This is a genomic window from Microbacterium sp. CFH 31415 (assembly GCF_022538185.1).
Lineage (GTDB): Bacteria > Actinomycetota > Actinomycetes > Actinomycetales > Microbacteriaceae > Microbacterium.
This window is the reverse complement of the sequence record NZ_JAKYXC010000003.1, coordinates 333,016-352,240: the sequence shown is the minus strand read 5'-3', so window position 1 is coordinate 352,240 and position 19,225 is coordinate 333,016. Positions and strand designations below refer to the sequence as shown.

Genomic DNA, 19,225 nt, shown 5'->3' with positions numbered 1-19,225 from the left:
TCGCGTCAGTTCCGGCGTCAATAGTGCTTGAGGATGTACGCCCAGGCGGCGTCGAGGGGCTCGCCGGTGAGGGGCAGCTTGTACTTCCGGAACAGCTGGCGAAGTTGCCGGCGAATCTCCTTCTTGGACGCGTCCTTCGACGCCCAGTTCGGGTGGACCGCCTGCTTGACGAGGGCATCCACTTCAGTGACGACCTGGGAAACGAGAACGGTCATGCCTTCGGGGCGGTGTTCCTCGAAGATGCGAGTGAGCATACCGACGTTCGGGTCGGGCAAGTCCGACAGAACACCGCCGTCCTCTTCGACTTCCGTCGTCTTCAGATCGTTGGCGACGCCGAACAGGGTGGTGAGGAATTCGATCGAGTCCTCCGCAGTCGCTATCACCTTCTGACGAAGCTGGTCGAGACGTTCCGCGATCGAGGAGTAGCGGAGCGCCTCCTTCCCCCCACCGTCAAGCTTCCTCTGGATTCGTGCGTTGAGAGAATCGAGGATCTCCTGCGCGGTCTTCCCCTCGTACTCGGTCGGCACCGGCGGCAGCTGACCCTTCTCCGACATGGTGCGGATCGTCTCCGCATCTGCGATCACGACCGCGATGTTCCGATCAGTGACGCGCACGTTCCGCATGTGCTCGTGAACAAGCTGGCGGGTTTTCGGGCCGAGACGCCCCCACAGCAGGTCGTCATCGTCGGACTCGGCGGGGATCGCGGCGTAGACCTGCGCGTACCAGCGGTAGTGGTCCGCCCAGTGGTCGAGTGCGGCGTCCGGGGCGATCGTCTCCCACAGCCCCTGCGCGAGAGCGAACTCGGCACGGAACTCCGCGCGGTCCTCCGTGTCCGCTGGCACACGTTCGAGCGCGGCTTGAAGGGAGTCCATGGACCCGTCACGCCCGATGCCGACGAAACGGCGCCGCATCTCGTTCAGCGCGGCGCCGAGCGTCGCGAGCAGCGTTTCAGAGTCGATCTGGCGATGCGCGTGTTCGGGGTTCGAGGGCGCTATCGCGCGAGCGAACCCGTCGCCGAGGCCGACGTAGTCGACGATCGTGCCGTATGCCTTCACGAACCCGGTGTCCGGGTGCCGCCACGGCCGGTTCGTGCGCGTGATCGTCTGGAACAGGGTGTGCAGCTTCATCGGCTTGTCGAGGTACAGGACACCCTCGATGGGGGCATTGAACCCGGTCCCGAGCTTCGCGGTGACGATGAGAAACTTCAACGGGTCGTTCACGTCCCGGAACCGGTCCAGCAGCACTTCCTCTTCGCCGTCGGTGAGCTTGTACGGTTCGTACTCGCTCTTGCCCGTAGCGGAGATCACCACCGCCACCTCGTCGTCAGCCCCGTGTGGCGCAGGTCGTGGAAGCGAAATCGTGGTGGAAGCCCGTCGACGGCTTCTCGAACGTCGGCCCAGACGAAGCCCCATCGGGTGTTCGACAGCGGTACGCTGCTCCGCACACTGGCCGGAATCAGTGGCGCCTTCGCCTCAGGCGCTACGTTGTCGCGGAGGTGTGCCTCGAGCCGCCCGCGCATGAGCGTCGGAATGCTGAGTGACCTTCGGCCTGCGGCACTCTTCAGATCATTCGAGTAGTCACCGGTGTTCGCATTCAGCTGGCGGCGCACGTGAAGCGTCGCGCTCCCGTACTGGTGCCACTCGACGTCACGGCGCTGCAGGCCCAGGCACTCGGCGCGCCGCAATTGGCACCATGCCGCCAGCAACACCATGATCGCCCACTGATCAGGCACCGCCTCGTAGAGCGCCTCCACCTGATGCGGCGTGGCCACATACTCGCCATCCTCGTTGTCTTCATCGCGACGAACCGTCTCCTGCTTCGGAACCGACACAGCCGGTGCCGCGGCAATGATGCCGTCTCGTGCCGCCTGCCGGAGGATCATCATGAGGACGATCAGCACCGGGCGAGTGATCCCGTTGAACTTGGACTTCGGGTTGAGCGGAGACGGAATCCTGTCGAGCCGATCGGTCATTACCCGGATTCGGTCCTTGTCGATCTGACGAATGGGGGTGTTTCCGAACTCCGGGATCAGGTACCCGTCGACCTTGCTCTTGTACGAGCGGATCGTCCCAACGGCTCGGCGCTTTCCACTGCGGTTGGGTTCGACGCGGATGTGGGCGATCCAGCGACCCGCGTACTCGGTGAACCCGATCGAACGAGCTCGCTCCACCTCCGCCTCTGCTCGCCGCCGAGCCGCAAGCACGGCCGGCTGCTCCCACTCGTGTCGCGCGATCCTGGTGTGCATGCTGGCGAGCCAAGTGCGCGCGTCCGTCTTCGTCAGAAACGTCAGAGGCTTGTCGTCCTCGGTACGCGCGGTGTACGTCTCGCCGTCCGGGGCGGGATAACGCGCCTGCCAGCGGCCGGATGGAAGCTTGCGAAGACTCCCCCAGGCCTCTCTCCGACCCGACGACGTCTCGCTACGTGCGGTCTCCATCATGGCCTCCCGTGGTCACGAGCGGACTCACGTGGACACCCGTGCCACTCCGTGCCACTGCGCAACGTGGGACCCTTAGAACACCTACTGATCGGGTATTTCCCCGAATCGCCAGCACGTGAAGTGGCACGATATGGCACGAGCCCGATGGCACGTCGAAGCCGAAATCCGGATCCTGAGCCACCCCGCTCTCCCCCAGAAGGTGGGCGCGTGCCACCCCCGTGCCACACCGAACGGTCATTCCTGTTCATTGCTGTCCTCCTCTGTCTCTCGAGAGAAGGCACAAGAGAGGCCCGAATCCGCAGAATCCTGCGAATCCGGGCCTCTCACCAGCCGTTTCGGGCCGGAGTCAGAATCGGGAGACTAGAAGTCCCAGTCCTCGTCTTCGGTCGCCTCGGCCTTGCCGATCACGTACGACGAGCCCGACCCCGAGAAGAAGTCGTGGTTCTCGTCGGCGTTCGGCGAGAGCGCCGACAGGATCGCCGGGTTCACGTCGGTGACCGACGCCGGGAACATCGCCTCGTAGCCGAGGTTCATCAGGGCCTTGTTGGCGTTGTAGTGGAGGAACTTCTTGACGTCTTCGGTCAGACCGACGCCGTCGTAGAGGTCCTGCGTGTACTGCACCTCGTTGTCATAGAGCTCGTAGAGCAGCGAGAACGTGTAGTCCTTGATGTCGTTGCGCGTGGCCTCGTCGACCTTCTCGAGTCCGCGCTGGAACTTGTAGCCGATGTAGTACCCGTGCACGGCCTCGTCGCGGATGATGAGGCGGATGAGGTCAGCCGTGTTGGTGAGCTTGGCGCGGCTCGACCAGTGCATCGGCAGGTAGAAGCCCGAGTAGAAGAGGAAGCTCTCGAGCAGGGTCGAGGCGACCTTGCGCTTGAGCGGCTCGTCGCCACGGTAGTACTCCATGACGATCTGCGCCTTCTTCTGAAGGTTCGGGTTCTCGACCGACCAGCGGAACGCCTCGTCGATCTCCTTCGTCGAGCACAGCGTCGAGAAGATCGACGAGTACGACTTCGCGTGCACCGACTCCATGAACGCGATGTTCGTGTAGACGGCCTCCTCGTGCGGGGTGAGCGCATCGGGGATGAGCGACACGGCGCCGACGGTGCCCTGGATCGTGTCGAGCAGCGTCAGGCCCGTGAACACCCGCATCGTGAGGGTCTGCTCCTCGGGGGTGAGCGTGTTCCACGACTGGATGTCGTTCGACAGCGGCACCTTCTCGGGCAGCCAGAAGTTGTTCACGAGGCGGTTCCACACCTCGAGGTCCTTGTCGTCCTGGATGCGGTTCCAGTTGATGGCCTGGACGTGGTCCAGGAGCTGGAGCTTCTCGCTCATCGTCCTTCTTCTCTCAGAGTTCCGTGGCCGTCACAGCGTGCAGGAGACGCACTCGGACATGTCGGTGCCCTCCAGCGCCATCTGACGCAGGCGGATGTAGTAGATCGTCTTGATGCCCTTACGCCAGGCGTAGATCTGGGCCTTGTTGATGTCGCGCGTGGTCGCGGTGTCCTTGAAGAACAGCGTGAGCGACAGACCCTGGTCGACGTGCTGGGTCGCGGCGGCGTAGGTGTCGATGACCTTCTCGTAGCCGATCTCGTATGCGTCCTGGTAGTACTCCAGGTTGTCGTTCGTCATGAACGCCGCCGGGTAGTAGACGCGGCCGAGCTTGCCTTCCTTGCGGATCTCGACCTTCGCCGCGATCGGGTGGATCGACGACGTGGAGTTGTTGATGTAGGAGATCGAGCCGGTCGGCGGCACGGCCTGCAGGTTCTGGTTGTAGATGCCGTACTGCTGGATCGAGGCCTTCAGCTCGCGCCAGTCGTCCTGCGTCGGGATGTGGTGGCCGGCGAACAGCTCGGCGACCTTCTCGGTGGCAGGGACCCACTCCTGGTCGATGTACTTGTCGAAGAACTCGCCCGACGCGTACTTCGAGTCCTCGAACCCGTCGAACGTCTCGCCGCGCTCGATCGCGATCTTGTTCGAGGCCCGCAGCGCGTGGAACAGGACCGTGTAGAAGTAGATGTTCGTGAAGTCGACACCCTCTTCCGAGCCGTAGTAGACGTGCTCGCGGGCGAGGTAGCCGTGCAGGTTCATCTGGCCGAGCCCGATCGCGTGCGAGCGGTCGTTGCCGTCCTCGATGGAGCGCACCGAGGCGATGTGGCTCTGCTGGCTGACGGCCGTGAGAGCGCGGATGCTCGCCTCGACCGTCTTGGCGAGGTTGCCGCCGTCCATCGCGAGGGCGATGTTGAGCGAGCCCAGGTTGCACGAGATGTCCTTGCCGATCTGCGCGTACGAGAGGTCTTCGTTGTACGTGGTCGGAGTGTTGACCTGCAGGATCTCGGAGCACAGGTTGGACATGTTGATCCGGCCCTTGATCGGGTTGGCCTTGTTCACCGTGTCCTCGAACATGATGTACGGGTAGCCCGACTCGAACTGGATCTCGGCGAGCGTCTGGAAGAACTCGCGCGCGTTGATCTTCGTCTTCTTGATGCGCGGGTCGTCGACCATCTCGCGGTACTTCTCGGTGACCGAGATGTCGCCGAAAGGAACGCCGTAGACGCGCTCGACGTCGTACGGCGAGAAGAGGTACATGTCTTCGTCGTTCTTGGCGAGCTCGAACGTGATGTCGGGCACCACGACGCCCAGCGACAGGGTCTTGATCCGGATCTTCTCGTCGGCGTTCTCGCGCTTGGTGTCGAGGAAGCGCATGATGTCGGGGTGGTGAGCGCTGAGGTACACCGCGCCGGCGCCCTGACGCGCGCCGAGCTGGTTGGCGTAGCTGAAGCTGTCTTCCAGGAGCTTCATGACGGGGATGATGCCCGACGACTGGTTCTCGATCTGCTTGATCGGCGCGCCAGACTCACGAACGTTCGACAGCAGGAGCGCGACGCCGCCGCCGCGCTTGGAGAGCTGCAGCGCGGAGTTGATGCCGCGGGCGATCGACTCCATGTTGTCTTCGATGCGCAGCAGGAAGCACGAGACGAGCTCGCCCCGCTGCGCCTTGCCTGCGTTGAGGAAGGTCGGCGTGGCGGGCTGGAAGCGGCCGCTGATGATCTCGTCCACGAGGGAGGTCGCGAGCTCCTGGTCGCCGTCGGCGAGCGCGAGGGCTGTCATGACGACACGGTCCTCGAAGCGCTCGAGGTAGCGCTTGCCGTCGAAGGTCTTGAGCGTGTAGCTCGTGTAGTACTTGAACGCGCCGAGGAAGGTCTCGAAGCGGAACTTCTTGCCATAGGCGAAGTCGTTGAGCTGCTGGATGAACTCGAACGGGTACTTCGCGAGCACCTCGGGCTCGTAGTACTCCTTCTCGACGAGGTAGTCGAGGCGCTCCTTCAGCGAGTGGAAGAAGACGGTGTTCTGGTTCACGTGCTGCAGGAAGTACTCCCGCGCGGCGCGCTTGTCGGCGTCGAACTGGATCTTCCCGTCGGCGTCGTAGAGGTTGAGCATCGCGTTGAGGGCGTGGTAGTCCATGCCCTCGAAGCGCGCCTCTGTCTTCAAGTCCTTCTCTGTCACTGCAGCGTCTGCCATCGTTCCAATCCCTCGCTTACGCGTTCCACGTCTTCAGGCGTGCCGAAAACCTCTAGCCGGTACAAGTGCGGCACATGACACTTGCGGCTGATGATGTCGCCGGCGATGCAGAAGTGCTCGCCGAAGTTGGTGTTGCCCGCGGAGATGACTCCGCGGATCAGGCTGCGGTTGCGCTCGTCGTTGAGGAACCGGATCACCTGTTTGGGAACGGCGCCCTTCTCCTCGCCTCGGCCCTGGCCTCCGCCATACGTCGGTGTGACGAGGATGAAGGGCTCGTCGACCACGAGGGCCGGATCCGTCGGATGCAGCGGGATCCGGACCGCCCTCGCCCCGAGCTTCTCGATGAAGCGTGCGGTGTTGCCCGAAACGCTCGAGAAGTAGACGAGGAGAGGTGCCGCGGTCGCCCGCCCGGCAACCGCGCTTCGCTGTGCGATCGCGGTTGCCATGGCGTCACGCGAGTCGCGAGGCGAGCTCGTCGATCTTGTCGGGACGGAAGCCCGACCAGTGGTCTTCATCGGTGATGACGACGGGCGCCTGGAGGTAGCCCAGCGCCTTGACCTGCTCGAGGGCCGAAGGGTCCTCCGAGAGGTCGTGGATCTCGTATTCGATGCCCTTCGAGTCAAGGGCTCGGTAGGTCGCCGTGCACTGCACGCACGCGGGCTTCGTGTAGACGGTGATCGCCATGTTGATCGTGTCTTTCCCCTCAAATCCGCTCATTTTCCGGCAGGCCCCCCGCCGGGAGTCCCATACTACATATGGGTACCGACATTGGATAGCACCACAAGGGCTAGTAGTTACATCCGTGTGATTTTCCACCGCTCTCCCCATATACAACACAGGTTGTCCACCGTTTCATCCACAGGTCGACCTCCGGTCTTGAATCTGGAAAAAGCCTGAATCACGGGCGTTTCGGATGCGGCGGCCGCCGCTGTCCACAGGTCTGACGCTAGATCGCCCCTCCGACACCGGATCTGCCTGTGGAGAGACTTCTTCGGCGTGTCGCGGCGCGTCCCGGCGTGTCGCGCGGGCGCCGCCGTCGAAGCGGCCCACCGAACCGATCTCGCCGGCGCCAGGGGCCGCGCTAACGTTGTTCTGTGGCGGGCTACCGGGATCTTCTTCGCACTCCGGGCGTCGGCCGTATCATCGCCGCTCAGCTGACGGCGCGCTTCCCGAACGGGATGACGAGCCTCGCGATCCTGCTGCACATCGAGCACGTCACCGGCTCATACGGCGCGGCGGGCCTCGTGCTCGCGGCGGCCTCGATCGGGCAGGCGATCGCCGGGCCGGTGACCAGCCGCTGGATGGGCCGGTGGGGTATGCGCCCCGTCATCGCGTCGACGATGATCGTGTGCGCGCTGTCGATCACCGCGATCGCCCTGCTCGCGCTGCCGCTGCCCGGCTACATGGCCCTCGGGTTCGTCAGTGGCCTGTCGACGCCGCCGATCCAGTCCGCGGCCCGCACCATCTACCCGAAGCTCGTCACCTCCAAGCAGCTGACGCCGCTCTTCTCCCTCGACGCGTCGCTCCAGGAGATCATCTGGATCATCGCGCCCGTGGTCATCACGCTCGTCGCGACGCAGGTCGGCACCGTGCAGGCGCTGCTGCTCATCGTCGTGATCCTCATCGGCGGCGGATCGTGGTTCATCCTCTCCCCCGAGGTCGGGCGCGTCCGCATCCCGCGCAGTCGCCGCAGCATCGGCAAGGTGCTCACCAAGACCCCGGTGCTGCTCGCGACCGTCGTCGGGTTCCTCCTCATCGGCGCCTGCTCGGCGGTGGAAGCCGGCGTCGTGGCGACGTTCGACCACGGCGGCCTCGAGGCCGGAATCGTGCTCGCCCTCTTCTCGGTCGGCAGTCTCGCCGGCGGCTTGGGGTTCGGGCACATCCCGATCGGGCCGTGGGCGATGGCCCGCCGTCTCGCGATCGTCACTGTCGGCCTCGCACTCACGATCGTCTCGCTCAACGTGTTCTGGCTGGGCGGCACCCTCGTGCTGGCCGGCATCGGCATCGCACCCGCCCTGGCAGTGCTGTTCGCCATGACGTCGGCGAGCGTGAAGTTCAGCGACACCGCAGAGGCGTTCGGCTGGGTCGGCACGGGCCAGCTCATCGGCGCGGCGGCCGGCTCGGCCATCGCCGGCTTCCTGATCGACGACCTGGGCCCGACCGGCGCCTACGTCGCCGCGACCGCCTTCGCCGCGGCGGGCCTCCTCGTGGCGGTCGCCTTCGTGCGCGGCTTCCCCGACCTGCGCGGCCGCGACGCGAGCCCGATCCCCGACACCGAGCCGGTTCCGACCATCACCTGACCCGGGCGACCCCGGGCAACCCACCTGACCCGGGCAACCCCGGGCAACCCGCCGGACCCGGGCAACCCGCACCGGAACCCCCGGCGCACGTCCGGCACGCACCCGAGCCCCGGCGCACCCGCCCAGGCGCGCGAGGGGATCAGGCGATCCGACGCAGCACCTCCAGCAGCGCCAGCGCGTACGCGTCGGCGGGATCGGGGTACTCGACCACGCGCTTCTCCCCCGCGAGCACGATCTCGACCTCGTAGGTGTCGGGCAGGCGGCGCAGCGCCCGGAACGCGGCGCCGAGCATGTCGCGCAGCTGGCTCTCGTGCGGCAGCCACAGGGCGTCCTCGAGCGCGACGGAGTCCAGCGCCCACTCCGTCGTGCCGTTGAAGGCGAGGATGCGCCCGGTCGGATACTCGCGCGGCTCGATGGTCATCTCGCTCACCGTGAAGACGTCGGCCTCGAACTCGGGCTCGTCGAGCTGGAACCTGTCGCCCGATCGCGGATGCCACACCAGCCCGGCGTCGCGCAGGGCGACTGCCAGTTCCGTCGAGATCATGCCACCATCCTGCCGTGGCACGGCACACCCCCGGGCCGCTTCTAGGCTGGAGAGCATGCCGTCACCCGTCGTCCTTCCGCGTCTGTCCTGGGGTGCACCCGATGCCGCGCGCCGCGCCCTGCTCGTCCACGGCCTCGGGTCGAACGGTCCGCTGATGTGGCGGTACGGCGTCGCGCTCGCCGATGCCGGCTGGCGCGCCGACGCCGTCGACCTGCGCGGCCACGGCACCGCCCCGCGCGCGCTCGACTACACGATCGCCGCCTACGCCGCGGATCTCGCGGCCACGCGTCCTGTCGACGGCGCGGCGTGGGACCTGGTCGTCGGCCACTCGCTCGGCGCGGCCGCATCGACCGTGGCGGTCGCCGCTGATCCCGCGTGGACGCGCCGGCTCGTGCTCATCGACCCCGCGATCGCCCTCACCGACCGCGACCGCGAGATCGTGCGCACGAGCCAGGAGGAGTCCTTCGCCGACCCCTCGCAGCGCGCGGTGCGCGAGGCGCACCCGCACTGGCACGAGCACGACGTCGAACTCAAGGCCCAGTCTGCGCAGCAGGCGAGCCGCTGGGCGGTCGAGCAGACGAGCGTGCAGAACGCGGTGTGGGATGTGACGGATGCCGCGGCCGCCCTCGCCGTGCCGACCCATGTGGTCGCGTCCGACCCCGCGGTGTACAGCATCTTCCGCGGCAAGCCTGCCGAGTCGGTCGTCGATGCCAACCCGCGCATCACGATGTCGGTGGTCGCCGGCGCCGGTCACTCGCCGCACCGCGACGAGCCCGAGGCCACGATCGCACAGTTCCTCGAGGCACTCGAAGCACTCGACGCCTGAGCCGTACGCCGACCCGCCGGCCCACCTGGCCGGCCCGGTCCGACCTGCGCCGAGCCACCCCGGCCCACCCGGCTCACTGCACGACGTACTCGCTCCCCTGGCCGACGTCGACCACGACGCCCACCCAGCTCGGGATCGCCGTCGACAGCGCGGTCCGCAGATCGCCGATGTCGGACACCTGGCCGTCGTCGGTGGTCACGTCGACCGTGGCATCCGCGCCGCTCCAGGAGACGTCGTAGACACGCGCGCCGGGCTCGTCCGCGAGCCACGTGGTGGTGACGGCCTGGATCGTCGCGGTCCAGCGCGCGAGTGCGACCGCGACGATCGAGTTCGCCGCCAGCGGCACGGTCACCACGAGGGCCAGCACCGTCACGACGAGATATGCCCGGCGGCGGTTCGCTGTTGTCGACGATCCGGGGTCGCGCGCGTAGCCGCCCATCGTGAAGACGATCGTGCCGGCAATCACGAGCGCGAGGACATTCGAGAGGAACAGCACGAGCGCCCCGAGCGCGTCGCCCCAGAGCCCCTGCCCCGCGCACACGCCCACAACGCCCAGCGGCGGTACGAGCGAGATCGCGATCGCGACGCCCGGCAGCACGGCGCTGAGGTCCTTTCGGCACATCGCGAATCCCCCGGCGAACCCGGTGGCGAGCGCGGCGACCAGGTCCATGAGGCTGGGCGATGTGCGCCCCTCCACCTGCGAATTGGCGGCCAGGCTCTCCGGCGTCGCGACGAAGAGCGCGAAGACGAGGCCGAGCGCCACCACGATCACGAGCCCGACGAGCACCCATAGAATCGAGCGGATCACGAGGCTGAGGTGTCCCGTGACGATGCCGAGCCCGATGCCGAGGATCGGCGTGCCGAGCGGCGCGATGATCATGGCGCCGATCACCGTCGCGGTCGAGTCGGTCAGCACGCCCGCGATCGCGATCAGACCCGCGAGGGTGAGCATGATGAGGAAGCCGCTGCGTTTGGCGAGGGTGTCGCCGTGGCCGAGGTCGAGGGCCTCGGTGAGCTCCTCGACGGACTGCCGCTGAGCGGTGGGGATGAGGGTCTGGGTTAGCCGCGACATATCGACTCCTCGCTGTCTGCGATCATCGTGGCACGTCGCGCCCGCGAGCGGAGAGAGGCGGGAGAATGGCCGGGTGACCGACTTCGACCCGACCGCGTACCTCCCCGACGATCTGCTCGAGCGCATCCGTGAGCGGGCGCCGCGGCACGACCGCGAGAACACGTTCCCCGCGGCCGACCTCGACGAGCTGCGGGATGCCGGCTACCTCGCGATCCTCGTGCCCGCAGAGCTCGGCGGCGGAGGTCTCGGGCTGGCCGAGGCATCCGCTCTCCAGCAGAGGCTCGCGGGCGCCGCACCGGCCACGGCCCTCGCGATCAACATGCACCTCGTGTGGACGGGCGTCGCGAAGGTGCTGTCCGATCGCGGCGTCGACGTGCTGCGGTTCGTGCAGGAGGGCGCCGTGGCCGGCGAGGTGTTCGCGTTCGGGATCAGCGAGGCGGGGAACGACCTCGTGCTGTTCGGGAGTGGGACGGATGCCGCGCCGCAGGCCGACGGCGGCTACGCGTTCACCGGCACGAAGATCTTCACGTCACTCGCCCCCGTATGGACGCAGCTCGGCCTGCACGGACTCGACACGACGTCTCCCGACGGCCCGAAGATGGTCTACGCGTTCGTCCCGCGGTCGGAGGAGCCCGCCGGGCGGATCGTGACCCGCGACGACTGGGACACGCTCGGCATGCGGGGCACGCAGTCGCGCACCACCGAGCTGCACGGCGCGGTCGCACCGCCCGAGCGCGTCGCGCGGCGCATCGACCCGGGCCCGAACCCCGATCCGCTGGTCTTCGGCATCTTCAGCGTCTTCGAGCTGCTGCTCGCCTCGGTCTACACCGGGATCGCCCGGCGAGCGCTCGACCTGGCGGTCGCGGCGGCGGCCGAGCGCACGTCGAAGCGCACCGGCAGGCCCTACAGCCAGGACCCCGACATCCGCTGGCGGATCGCCGACATGGCCCTCTCCTACGACGCCCTGCCGCCGCAGCTCGACACGCTCGCGCGCGACGTCGACGGGTTCGCCGACCACGGCCCCCGCTGGTTCTCCCTGCTCGCGGGCGTGAAGCACCGCGCGGCCACGGCCGCGAAGGCCATCGTCGACGACGCCGTCCTGGTCGCGGGCGGCTCGTCGTACTTCGCCTCGAACGAGCTCGGCAGGCTGTACCGCGACGTGCTCGCGGGCCTGTTCCACCCGAGCGATCCCGAGTCGGCGCACTCGACCGTCGCGACGGCCTGGCTCGGCCCGCTCGAGGACTGACCCGAATCAGCCGCGGCGCACCGTCTCGCTGGGACTGCGGCCGTAGCGCTCCCGATAGAACGCCGCGAACCGCGACGGGTGTGCGAAGCCCCACGTGCGGGCCACTTCCGCGACCGTCTCGGGACCCCCTGCTCGCAGCTGTTCGTGCGCGCCGGCGAGGCGGAGGCCGCGCAGGTACTCCGTCGGCGTCGTTTCGAGCGCGCGGCGGAAGGCGGCCTGTAGTCCGCGCGTCGACATGCCGGCGGCGGCCGCCACGTCGTCGATCGTGATCGGGTCTGCCACGCGGGACTCCATGAACGAGATCGCTCGGCGCACCCTCCGCGGTGCCGGTCCGGGCTGAGCGGACCGCTCGAGCGCCTCGGCGAACGTCGTGGAGAAGGCGCTGAGCGTGGCATGGAGCGCATGTCGGCTCAGCTCCGCCTCCAGCAGCGGCTCGGAGTCGTTCGACCGTGACGCGGCGACGAGCGCCGAGAGCACGTACGACTGGGTCCTCTCCCAGTGGGCGCCGAGTGCCGCGCTGCGCGGCGCGGGATCGAGCACGTCGAGCACGAGGCCGTCGTCGCCCGACATGAGCCGGGCAGTGTGCTGCGCGCTCTCGAGGTCGAAGATGAGGGCGCGCACGGTGGCGGTGCCGTCCCACGCGGCCTCGGCTGCCGCACCCGACGACGCCCACGGCAGACGCGTGTCGAATTGGCGCCGAGGCGCGCCCACCCAGCCGTCGTCAGTCGCGACGCGGCAGGCCATGAGCTGGCCGTGGGGCTCGATCGACGAGCGCACGCTGCCGGACAGCTGATACGCGACCGCCGACAGTCCCTCGACCGCCGCGGACTGCCACGCGAGCTCCGCACTGACGTCGGGACCCGGTTCGCGCAGCCGGGCCGACGGCACGAACTCGCGCCAGGTCTGCTCGACCGCGTCGAAGCCGCTGGCGCGCAGGCTCAGCACTTCGACCACGAATCCACCTCCCCCTGCGCCCGACATCACCGTCGGGCCCACTGACGTAGTAGATAGTAAGCGAGGGCGCGGTGATCCGGACTCCCAGCGCAAGACCCCGGACCGCACCGACCCCGCGTGCGAGGATGAGCGCATGTCCCCGACGCCGACGGCCCTCCTCAGTCCGGCGGACCAGGAGCGCCGGCGCGGCTTGCGGCTCATGAAGGGCGTCGCCCTCGGGGCCCTCCTGTTCATGGCCGTGCTCTTCGCGTTCGCGTTCGCGTTCCAGCAGCAGATCCCTGCTCTCGCCTATCTCCGCGCGTTCGCCGAAGGCGGCATGGTGGGCGCGCTGGCGGACTGGTTCGCGGTGACGGCCCTGTTCCGGCATCCGCTCGGCATCCCCATCCCGCACACCGCGATCATCCCGAACCGCAAGGACGAGATCGGCCAGAACCTGGGCGAGTTCGTCGAGACCGAGTTCCTGCGCGGCGACGTCGTGCGCACGAAGCTCGAGGCGACCGCGATCGCGGCGCGCCTCGGCGAGTGGCTGGCCGAGCCCGCACACGCCGAGCGGGTGTCGGCCGAGGCATCCGCTCTGGCCTCCGGCGTGCTGCAGGCGCTCAGCGATGACGACGTGCAGAGCGTGATCGAGGATCTCGCGCGCGAGCACCTCATCGCGCCGGAGTGGGGGCCGCCGCTCGGCGCCTGGCTCGGGCGCATCGTCGAGTCGGGCGCCCACCACGGGGCCGTCGACCTCGCGTTCGACACCGTCGCAGCCTGGCTCGACGCCAACAAGCCGGCCTTCACGGGCCTCGTCTCGCGTCGCCTGCCGTCCTGGCTGCCTGGTGTCGCCCACCGGCTCGTCGACGACACCGTGTACAGCGAGGCCGTCAAGCTCGTCGCCGCGATCCGGCTCGACGCGCAGCATCCCGCCCGCCACGCGATCGACGGCTATCTCGACCGGCTGGCCGACAACCTCCAGCACGACCCCGGCACAATCGGCCGGCTCGAAGACGCCAAGTCCGGCGTGTTCGACAGCCCGCGCGTGCGCGAGCTCGCGGCCGAGGCGTGGAACACCGCGAAGGCCGGGCTCCTCGCATCGCTGGCCGACCCGCAGAGCGGCCTACGGATCCGGGCGGCGGCGGCGCTCGCCGAGATCGGGGAGAGACTGACGACGGATGCCGCGCTCCAGCGCCGCGTGGACGTGTGGGTCACGGATGCCGCCGTCTTCCTCGTGGAGCGCTACCGCCACGACATCGCGTCGATCATCACCGACACGGTCGAGCGCTGGGATCCCGCCGAGACGACGGAGAAGATCGAGCTCATGGTGGGTCGGGATCTGCAGTACATCCGACTCAACGGAACGATCGTCGGCGCCCTCGCCGGCCTCGTGATCTTCACCATCGCCCACGCGCTGCTCGGCTGAGCAGCGTCGGTCCTCGGGTGCCGTCCGGCGCCGCGGGCGCTAGCCTGATCCCGTGGCCAGTGCTCCGTCGACCGAGCTCCTCTTCAGCTACGGGACCCTCCAGCATCCGCAGGTGCAGCTCGACACGTTCGGCCGCCGGCTCGACGCCGAGGACGACGTCCTCCCCGGGTACACGGTGGACTACGCCGAGATCGAGGACCACCGCGTCGTCGACCTCTCGAAGCAGACGGTGCACCCGATCGTGCGCGAGACGGGCAGCCCGCTCGACAAGGTCGTCGGCAAGACCCTGCGCGTCACGGCCGACGAGCTCGACGCGGCCGACCAGTACGAGGTCGCGCTGTACCGACGCGTGTCCGTCGTGCTCGCGAGCGGACGACGCGCCTGGGCGTACGTCTCGGTGTGAGCCGCGCTTCGGAGTACCGTCGACCCTGTGACGCTTTCGCACGATCCGCTGTGGCCGCGTGCCGGCGGCTGGTCTTCTCCCGACGAGGCGGACGGGTGGGATGCCGCGATCCTCGGCGTGCCCGCCTGGCGCACGTCGCTCTCGCCGACGGGCGCCCACGCGACGCCCGCGGCGGTGCGTGAGGCGCTCCGCCGCTACAGCCCCACGCTGATCGGGCCGCCACCGGTCGACCTCTCCGAGGCGCTGCGCATCGCCGACGCGGGCGACATCGCTTCGCCCGACGGACCGGAGGGCGAGGCATCCGTGCGCACCGCGGTCAGCGAGCTGATCGCCGACGCGGGACTCGTCATCGCACTCGGCGGCGACAACTCCGCGACGTATGCGGTCGCGCAGGGCGCGGGGGCGGCCGGACTCATCACGATCGACGCCCACTACGACCTGCGCGACGGCGTCTCGAACGGCTCGCCGGTGCGCCGCCTCGTCGAGGACGGCCTCGATCCCCGGCGCATCGTGCAGCTCGGCATCGCCGACTTCGCCAACTCGGCGGCCTACGCGCAGCGCGCGACCGACCTCGGGATCACCGTCGTCACGCTCGACGAGGTGCGCCGCCGCGGCGCCGCCGACGTCGTGGCCGAGGCGCTCGAGATCGCCGGTGGGGGTGATGGCGGGATCCACCTCGACATCGACGTGGACGTGTGCGACCGATCAGTCGCGCCCGGCTGCCCGGCCTCGGTGCCCGGTGGTCTCGCGGCGTGGGAGCTGCGCGCGCTCGTGCGGGACGCAGCATCCGATCCGCGTCTTCGCAGCGCCGACATCGTGGAGGTCGACGCGACGGCGGACGCCCCGGACGGACGCACCGTGCGCCTCGCCGCGCTCTGCGTGCTCGAGCTCCTCGCCGGAAAGGCGGTCGCAGCATGATCCGGCTCGCACTCGTGCGCCACGCGAAGTCCGACTGGGGCGATGCGTCGCTCGACGACCACGACCGCCCGCTCAACGAGCGCGGCCTGCGCGACGCGCCGCGCATGGCCGAGCGGTTCGCGGCGGGCGGCTGGCGTCCGGCGGTCATCCTGTCGAGCACCGCGCTGCGTGCGCGCACGACCGCGCAGTTCTTCAGCGAGCGCACGAAGGTCGCCGTCGAGCAGCAGGAGGAGCTCTACGGGGCGCCGGCGTCGCGGATCCTTCGTGCGGCCGTCGAGTCCCGCGCGTCGTGGGTCATGGTCGTGGCGCACGACCCGGGCATGACCACCCTCGCTGAGCGTCTGTCCGGCGGCGGCATCGCGGCGATGCCGACGTGCTCGGTCGCGACGTTCACGTGGGCGACCGACGACTGGGACGTCGCGACGTCGCTGGATCCCGACGAGTGGACGATCGACACGCCGCGCTGAGCGCTGCCTCTCAGGCCCGCGCGACGCCGTCCTTGAACACGCGGTCGATGAGCGGGACTCCGGGCCGGTAGGCCAGGTGCACGCGCGTCGGCGCGCCGAGCAGCACGAGGTCCGCGCGGCGACCTGGCTCGATCACGCCGACGTCGTCCCGGCGGAGGGCGCGCGCGCCGCCGGCGGTCGCCGCCCACACCGCCTCGGCCGGCGTCATGCCCATCTCGCGCACGGCCAGCGCGATCATGAGCGGCATCGACGAGGTGAAGCTCGAGCCCGGGTTGCAGTCGCTCGCGAGGGCGACCGTGACCCCCGCGTCGATCAGCCGGCGCGCGTCGGGGTAGGGCTGCCGCGTCGAGAACTCGACACCCGGCAGGAGCGTCGCGACGGTGTCCGACCCGGCGAGCGCCGCGACGTCGGCGTCGTCGAGGTAGGTGCAGTGGTCGACGGATGCCGCACCCGCGGCGACCGCGAGTCGCACGCCGTCGCCCGGTCCGAGCTGGTTGCCGTGCACGCGCGGCAGAAGGCCGTGCGCGACGCCGGCGGCGAGGATGCGCCGGCTCTCATCGGCGGCGAAGGCGCCTCGCTCGCAGAACACGTCGATCCAGCGGCTGTGCGGAGCGCACGCGCGCAGCATCTCCCCCACGACGAGGTCGACGTACTCGTCGCGGCGCTCGGCGTAGTCGGACGGCACGACATGCGCCCCGAGGAACGTGACCTCGGGCGTGACTTCCGCGGCGAGCCGGGCAAGGCGGGCCTCGTCGTGCACCGAGAGCCCGTAGCCGGTCTTGACCTCGAACGTCGTCGTGCCCTGGTCGTGCAGCTCGGCGACGAACCCGGCGAGCCGGATCCGCAGCTCCTCGTCGCTCGCGGCCCGCGTCGCGGCGACGGTGCGCCGTATGCCGCCGGCGGCATAGGGCGTTCCGGTCATGCGCGCCTCGAACTCGTCGGCCCGGTCGCCGCCGAACACGAGGTGCGTGTGACTGTCGACGAACCCCGGGATGACGGCCCGCCCGCCCGCATCGACGACGCGCGTTGCACCCCCGTCGTCCTCCCGCGAGACTGCATCGGCGCCCCGAGACTGCCGTCGGTGGCCGCTGTCTCGGTGCACGGGTGAAGTCTCGCCGGTGGTGGGGGTCCCGAGAGTCGTGGTGTGCGAGACGACGGCCGGTGCGTCGGCGGCCGGGCCGACCCACGCGATGCGCGAGCCCTCCACCAGCACCGCCGCATCGCGCAGGAGCCCCGTGGGGTCGCCGTCGCGCTCGACGTTGGTGGTCAGCTCGCCGATGTTGGTGATGAGCGTCGCGGTCACAGCATCCCTCTCTCCCTGTCGTTCAGTCTCCACCGTGCGGGGCCGGCAGCCCCATGCGGCGTCTATGCAGACTGAAACCCAGATGACCAGCCGTCAGGCGTCGAGCATGGGCACCTGGAGGCCGCGCGCGCGGGCGACCTCCTTGGCGCGGTCGTACCCGGCGTCGACGTGACGCATGACGCCGGTTCCGGGGTCGTTGGTGAGCACGCGCTCGAGCTTCGCGGCGGCCAGAGCGGTGCCGTCGGCGACCGTGACCTGACCGGCGTGGATGCTGCGCCCGATGCCGACACCGCCGCCGTGGTGGATCGACACCCATGCGGCGCCGCTCGCGGTGTTGAGCAGGGCGTTGAGCAGCGGCCAGTCGGCGATCGCATCGGAGCCGTCGGCCATGGCCTCGGTCTCGCGGTACGGGCTCGCGACCGAGCCCGAGTCGAGGTGGTCGCGGCCGATGACGATCGGGCCGGACAGCTCCCCCGAGGCGACCATCTCGTTGAACTTCAGCCCCGCGAGGTGGCGCTCCTGGTAGCCGAGCCAGCAGATGCGGGCGGGCAGTCCCTCGAAGTGCACGGCGTCGCCGGCCTTGTCGAGCCAGCGCACGAGCCCGGCGTTGTCGGGGAACAGCGCCTTCACGGCCTCGTCGGTCCTGCGGATGTCCTCGGGGTCGCCCGAGAGCGCGACCCAGCGGAACGGCCCGCGCCCCTCGGCGAACTGCGGGCGGATGTACGCCGGCACGAACCCGGGGAAGTCGAACGCGCGGTCGAATCCGCCCAGCTGCGCCTCGGCGCGGATGGAGTTGCCGTAGTCGAAGACCTCGGCGCCGGCATCCTGGAATCCCACCATCGCCGCCACGTGCTTCGCCATGCTTCCGCGGGCACGTGCCGTGAATCCTTCGGGATCGCGGGATGCCTCGGCCTTCCAGTCCTCGAAGGCGATGCCCACGGGCAGGTAGGCGAGCGGATCGTGCGCGCTCGTCTGGTCGGTCACGATATCGACGGTGAGCTCGCCCGCCTGGTGGCGCAGCAGCACGTCGCCGAAGACCTCGGCCGCGTTGCCGACGACGCCGACGCTGAGCGCCTCGCCCGCGGCCCTGGCGGCGACGACGCGCGCGAGGGCGGCGTCGAGATCGGTCGTGTACTCGTCGAGGTAGCCGTGCTCGACGCGGCGGGCGAGGCGCGACTCGTCGACGTCGACGATGAGCACCGCTCCCCCGTTGAGGGTGACGGCGAGCGGCTGCGCACCGCCCATGCCGCCGGCGCCGCCGGTGAGGGTGAGCGTGCCGCTGAGGTCGTCCCGGCCGAGCGAGCGGGCGACGGCGGCGAACGTCTCGTAGGTGCCCTGCAGGATGCCCTGCGTGCCGATGTAGATCCACGAGCCGGCGGTCATCTGGCCGTACATCGTGAGGCCGAGCTCCTCGAGCTTGCGGAACTCGGGCCACGTCGCCCAGTCGCCGACGAGGTTCGAGTTGGCGATGAGCACGCGAGGCGCCCACTCGTGGGTGCGGAAGACGCCGACCGGCTTGCCGGACTGCACGAGCAGCGTCTCGTCGGGCTCGAGTTCGTCGAGCGTGCGCACGATCGCGTCGAACGCCTCCCAGCTGCGCGCCGCCTTGCCGGTGCCGCCGTAGACGACGAGATCTTCGGGATGCTCCGCCACCTCGGGGTCGAGGTTGTTCATGAGCATGCGCTTCGCGGCTTCGGCGCCCCAGCTCTTCGCGGTGCGCTCGCCGCCGCGCGCGGCGCGCACGGTGCGGGCGGTGTCGGTCGTCGTCATGATCGCTCTCTTTCGGTGGTCTGCAGTTGCCCGGATGAGGAGTTCTGGCGAGGACAGG

The 19,225-nt window shown here is 69.1% G+C and carries 18 protein-coding genes; 7 read left to right on the top strand and 11 right to left on the bottom strand.

Annotated features, from left to right (window positions below):
- Nucleotides 1-17 precede the first annotated feature (17 nt).
- The 6 genes from MK786_RS05710 to nrdH all read right to left on the bottom strand — a co-directional run bounded on the left by MK786_RS05710 (nucleotide 18) and on the right by nrdH (nucleotide 6,643).
- A complete protein-coding gene (locus tag MK786_RS05710; protein WP_241111263.1) occupies nucleotides 18-1,310 on the bottom strand; it encodes a hypothetical protein in 1,293 nt (430 codons plus the stop codon).
- Nucleotides 1,304-2,434 (bottom strand): site-specific integrase, encoded by a 1,131-nt coding sequence (locus tag MK786_RS05705; RefSeq protein WP_241111262.1) that lies wholly within the window; start codon nucleotides 2,432-2,434, stop codon nucleotides 1,304-1,306. Before MK786_RS05705 ends, MK786_RS05710 begins: the two co-directional genes overlap by 7 nt.
- A gap of 363 nt (nucleotides 2,435-2,797) precedes the next feature.
- Complete coding sequence (nrdF, locus tag MK786_RS05700) at nucleotides 2,798-3,772, bottom strand: class 1b ribonucleoside-diphosphate reductase subunit beta (RefSeq protein WP_191767155.1); 975 nt, start codon at nucleotides 3,770-3,772, stop codon at nucleotides 2,798-2,800.
- 30 nt (nucleotides 3,773-3,802) lie between these two features.
- Complete coding sequence (gene nrdE, locus MK786_RS05695) at nucleotides 3,803-5,959, bottom strand: class 1b ribonucleoside-diphosphate reductase subunit alpha (protein WP_241111261.1); 2,157 nt, start codon at nucleotides 5,957-5,959, stop codon at nucleotides 3,803-3,805.
- Nucleotides 5,941-6,405: a class Ib ribonucleoside-diphosphate reductase assembly flavoprotein NrdI gene (nrdI, locus tag MK786_RS05690; protein ID WP_241111260.1), complete on the bottom strand. Its 465-nt coding sequence runs from the start codon at nucleotides 6,403-6,405 to the stop codon at nucleotides 5,941-5,943. Before nrdI ends, nrdE begins: the two co-directional genes overlap by 19 nt.
- A 4-nt stretch (nucleotides 6,406-6,409) precedes the next feature.
- Nucleotides 6,410-6,643 carry a glutaredoxin-like protein NrdH gene (gene nrdH, locus MK786_RS05685; protein WP_019181042.1) on the bottom strand — a complete coding sequence of 78 codons (234 nt, stop codon included), beginning with the start codon at nucleotides 6,641-6,643 and terminating at the stop codon, nucleotides 6,410-6,412.
- 410 nt (nucleotides 6,644-7,053) lie between these two features.
- Between nrdH and MK786_RS05680 the strand changes: the two genes are divergently transcribed.
- The gene (locus MK786_RS05680) at nucleotides 7,054-8,259 is read left to right on the top strand and encodes an MFS transporter (RefSeq protein ID WP_241111259.1); all 1,206 of its coding nucleotides are present in this window, start codon (nucleotides 7,054-7,056) and stop codon (nucleotides 8,257-8,259) included.
- Between the two features lie 139 nt (nucleotides 8,260-8,398).
- On the opposite strand, the gene MK786_RS05675 is transcribed toward MK786_RS05680, so the two are convergent.
- Complete coding sequence (locus MK786_RS05675; protein WP_241111258.1) at nucleotides 8,399-8,803, bottom strand: pilus assembly protein CpaE; 405 nt, start codon at nucleotides 8,801-8,803, stop codon at nucleotides 8,399-8,401.
- Nucleotides 8,804-8,858: 55 nt separating this feature from the next.
- Between MK786_RS05675 and MK786_RS05670 the strand changes: the two genes are divergently transcribed.
- The gene (locus MK786_RS05670) at nucleotides 8,859-9,629 is read left to right on the top strand and encodes an alpha/beta fold hydrolase (protein WP_241111257.1); all 771 of its coding nucleotides are present in this window, start codon (nucleotides 8,859-8,861) and stop codon (nucleotides 9,627-9,629) included.
- Nucleotides 9,630-9,702: 73 nt separating this feature from the next.
- On the opposite strand, the gene MK786_RS05665 is transcribed toward MK786_RS05670, so the two are convergent.
- Entirely contained in the window at nucleotides 9,703-10,701 is a 999-nt protein-coding gene (locus MK786_RS05665) for a TIGR00341 family protein (protein ID WP_241111256.1), read from the bottom strand.
- Nucleotides 10,702-10,774: 73 nt separating this feature from the next.
- On the opposite strand from MK786_RS05665, the gene MK786_RS05660 reads away from it, so the two are divergent.
- Nucleotides 10,775-11,947 carry an acyl-CoA dehydrogenase family protein gene (locus MK786_RS05660; protein WP_241111255.1) on the top strand — a complete coding sequence of 391 codons (1,173 nt, stop codon included), beginning with the start codon at nucleotides 10,775-10,777 and terminating at the stop codon, nucleotides 11,945-11,947.
- A 6-nt stretch (nucleotides 11,948-11,953) separates the two neighbouring features.
- Here MK786_RS05660 and MK786_RS05655 read toward each other — a convergent pair whose 3' ends face one another.
- Nucleotides 11,954-12,943: an AraC family transcriptional regulator gene (locus tag MK786_RS05655; protein WP_241111254.1), complete on the bottom strand. Its 990-nt coding sequence runs from the start codon at nucleotides 12,941-12,943 to the stop codon at nucleotides 11,954-11,956.
- Between the two features lie 91 nt (nucleotides 12,944-13,034).
- Between MK786_RS05655 and MK786_RS05650 the strand changes: the two genes are divergently transcribed.
- Genes MK786_RS05650 through MK786_RS05635 form a run of 4 tightly spaced genes read left to right on the top strand, consistent with a single transcriptional unit; the run spans nucleotide 13,035 to nucleotide 16,094 of the window.
- Nucleotides 13,035-14,306, top strand: a complete 1,272-nt coding sequence (locus MK786_RS05650) for a DUF445 domain-containing protein (protein ID WP_241111253.1) — start codon at nucleotides 13,035-13,037, stop codon at nucleotides 14,304-14,306.
- Between the two features lie 52 nt (nucleotides 14,307-14,358).
- Nucleotides 14,359-14,709 (top strand): gamma-glutamylcyclotransferase family protein, encoded by a 351-nt coding sequence (locus tag MK786_RS05645; RefSeq protein ID WP_241111252.1) that lies wholly within the window; start codon nucleotides 14,359-14,361, stop codon nucleotides 14,707-14,709.
- Nucleotides 14,710-14,736: 27 nt separating this feature from the next.
- A complete protein-coding gene (locus MK786_RS05640; protein ID WP_241111251.1) occupies nucleotides 14,737-15,627 on the top strand; it encodes an arginase family protein in 891 nt (296 codons plus the stop codon).
- Nucleotides 15,624-16,094 (top strand): histidine phosphatase family protein, encoded by a 471-nt coding sequence (locus MK786_RS05635; protein ID WP_241111250.1) that lies wholly within the window; start codon nucleotides 15,624-15,626, stop codon nucleotides 16,092-16,094. Before MK786_RS05640 ends, MK786_RS05635 begins: the two co-directional genes overlap by 4 nt.
- Before the next feature lie 10 nt (nucleotides 16,095-16,104).
- On the opposite strand, the gene hutI is transcribed toward MK786_RS05635, so the two are convergent.
- Entirely contained in the window at nucleotides 16,105-17,397 is a 1,293-nt protein-coding gene (gene hutI, locus MK786_RS05630) for an imidazolonepropionase (protein WP_241111249.1), read from the bottom strand.
- Between the two features lie 93 nt (nucleotides 17,398-17,490).
- Entirely contained in the window at nucleotides 17,491-19,167 is a 1,677-nt protein-coding gene (gene hutU, locus MK786_RS05625; protein WP_241111248.1) for a urocanate hydratase, read from the bottom strand.
- Nucleotides 19,168-19,225 lie beyond the last annotated feature (58 nt).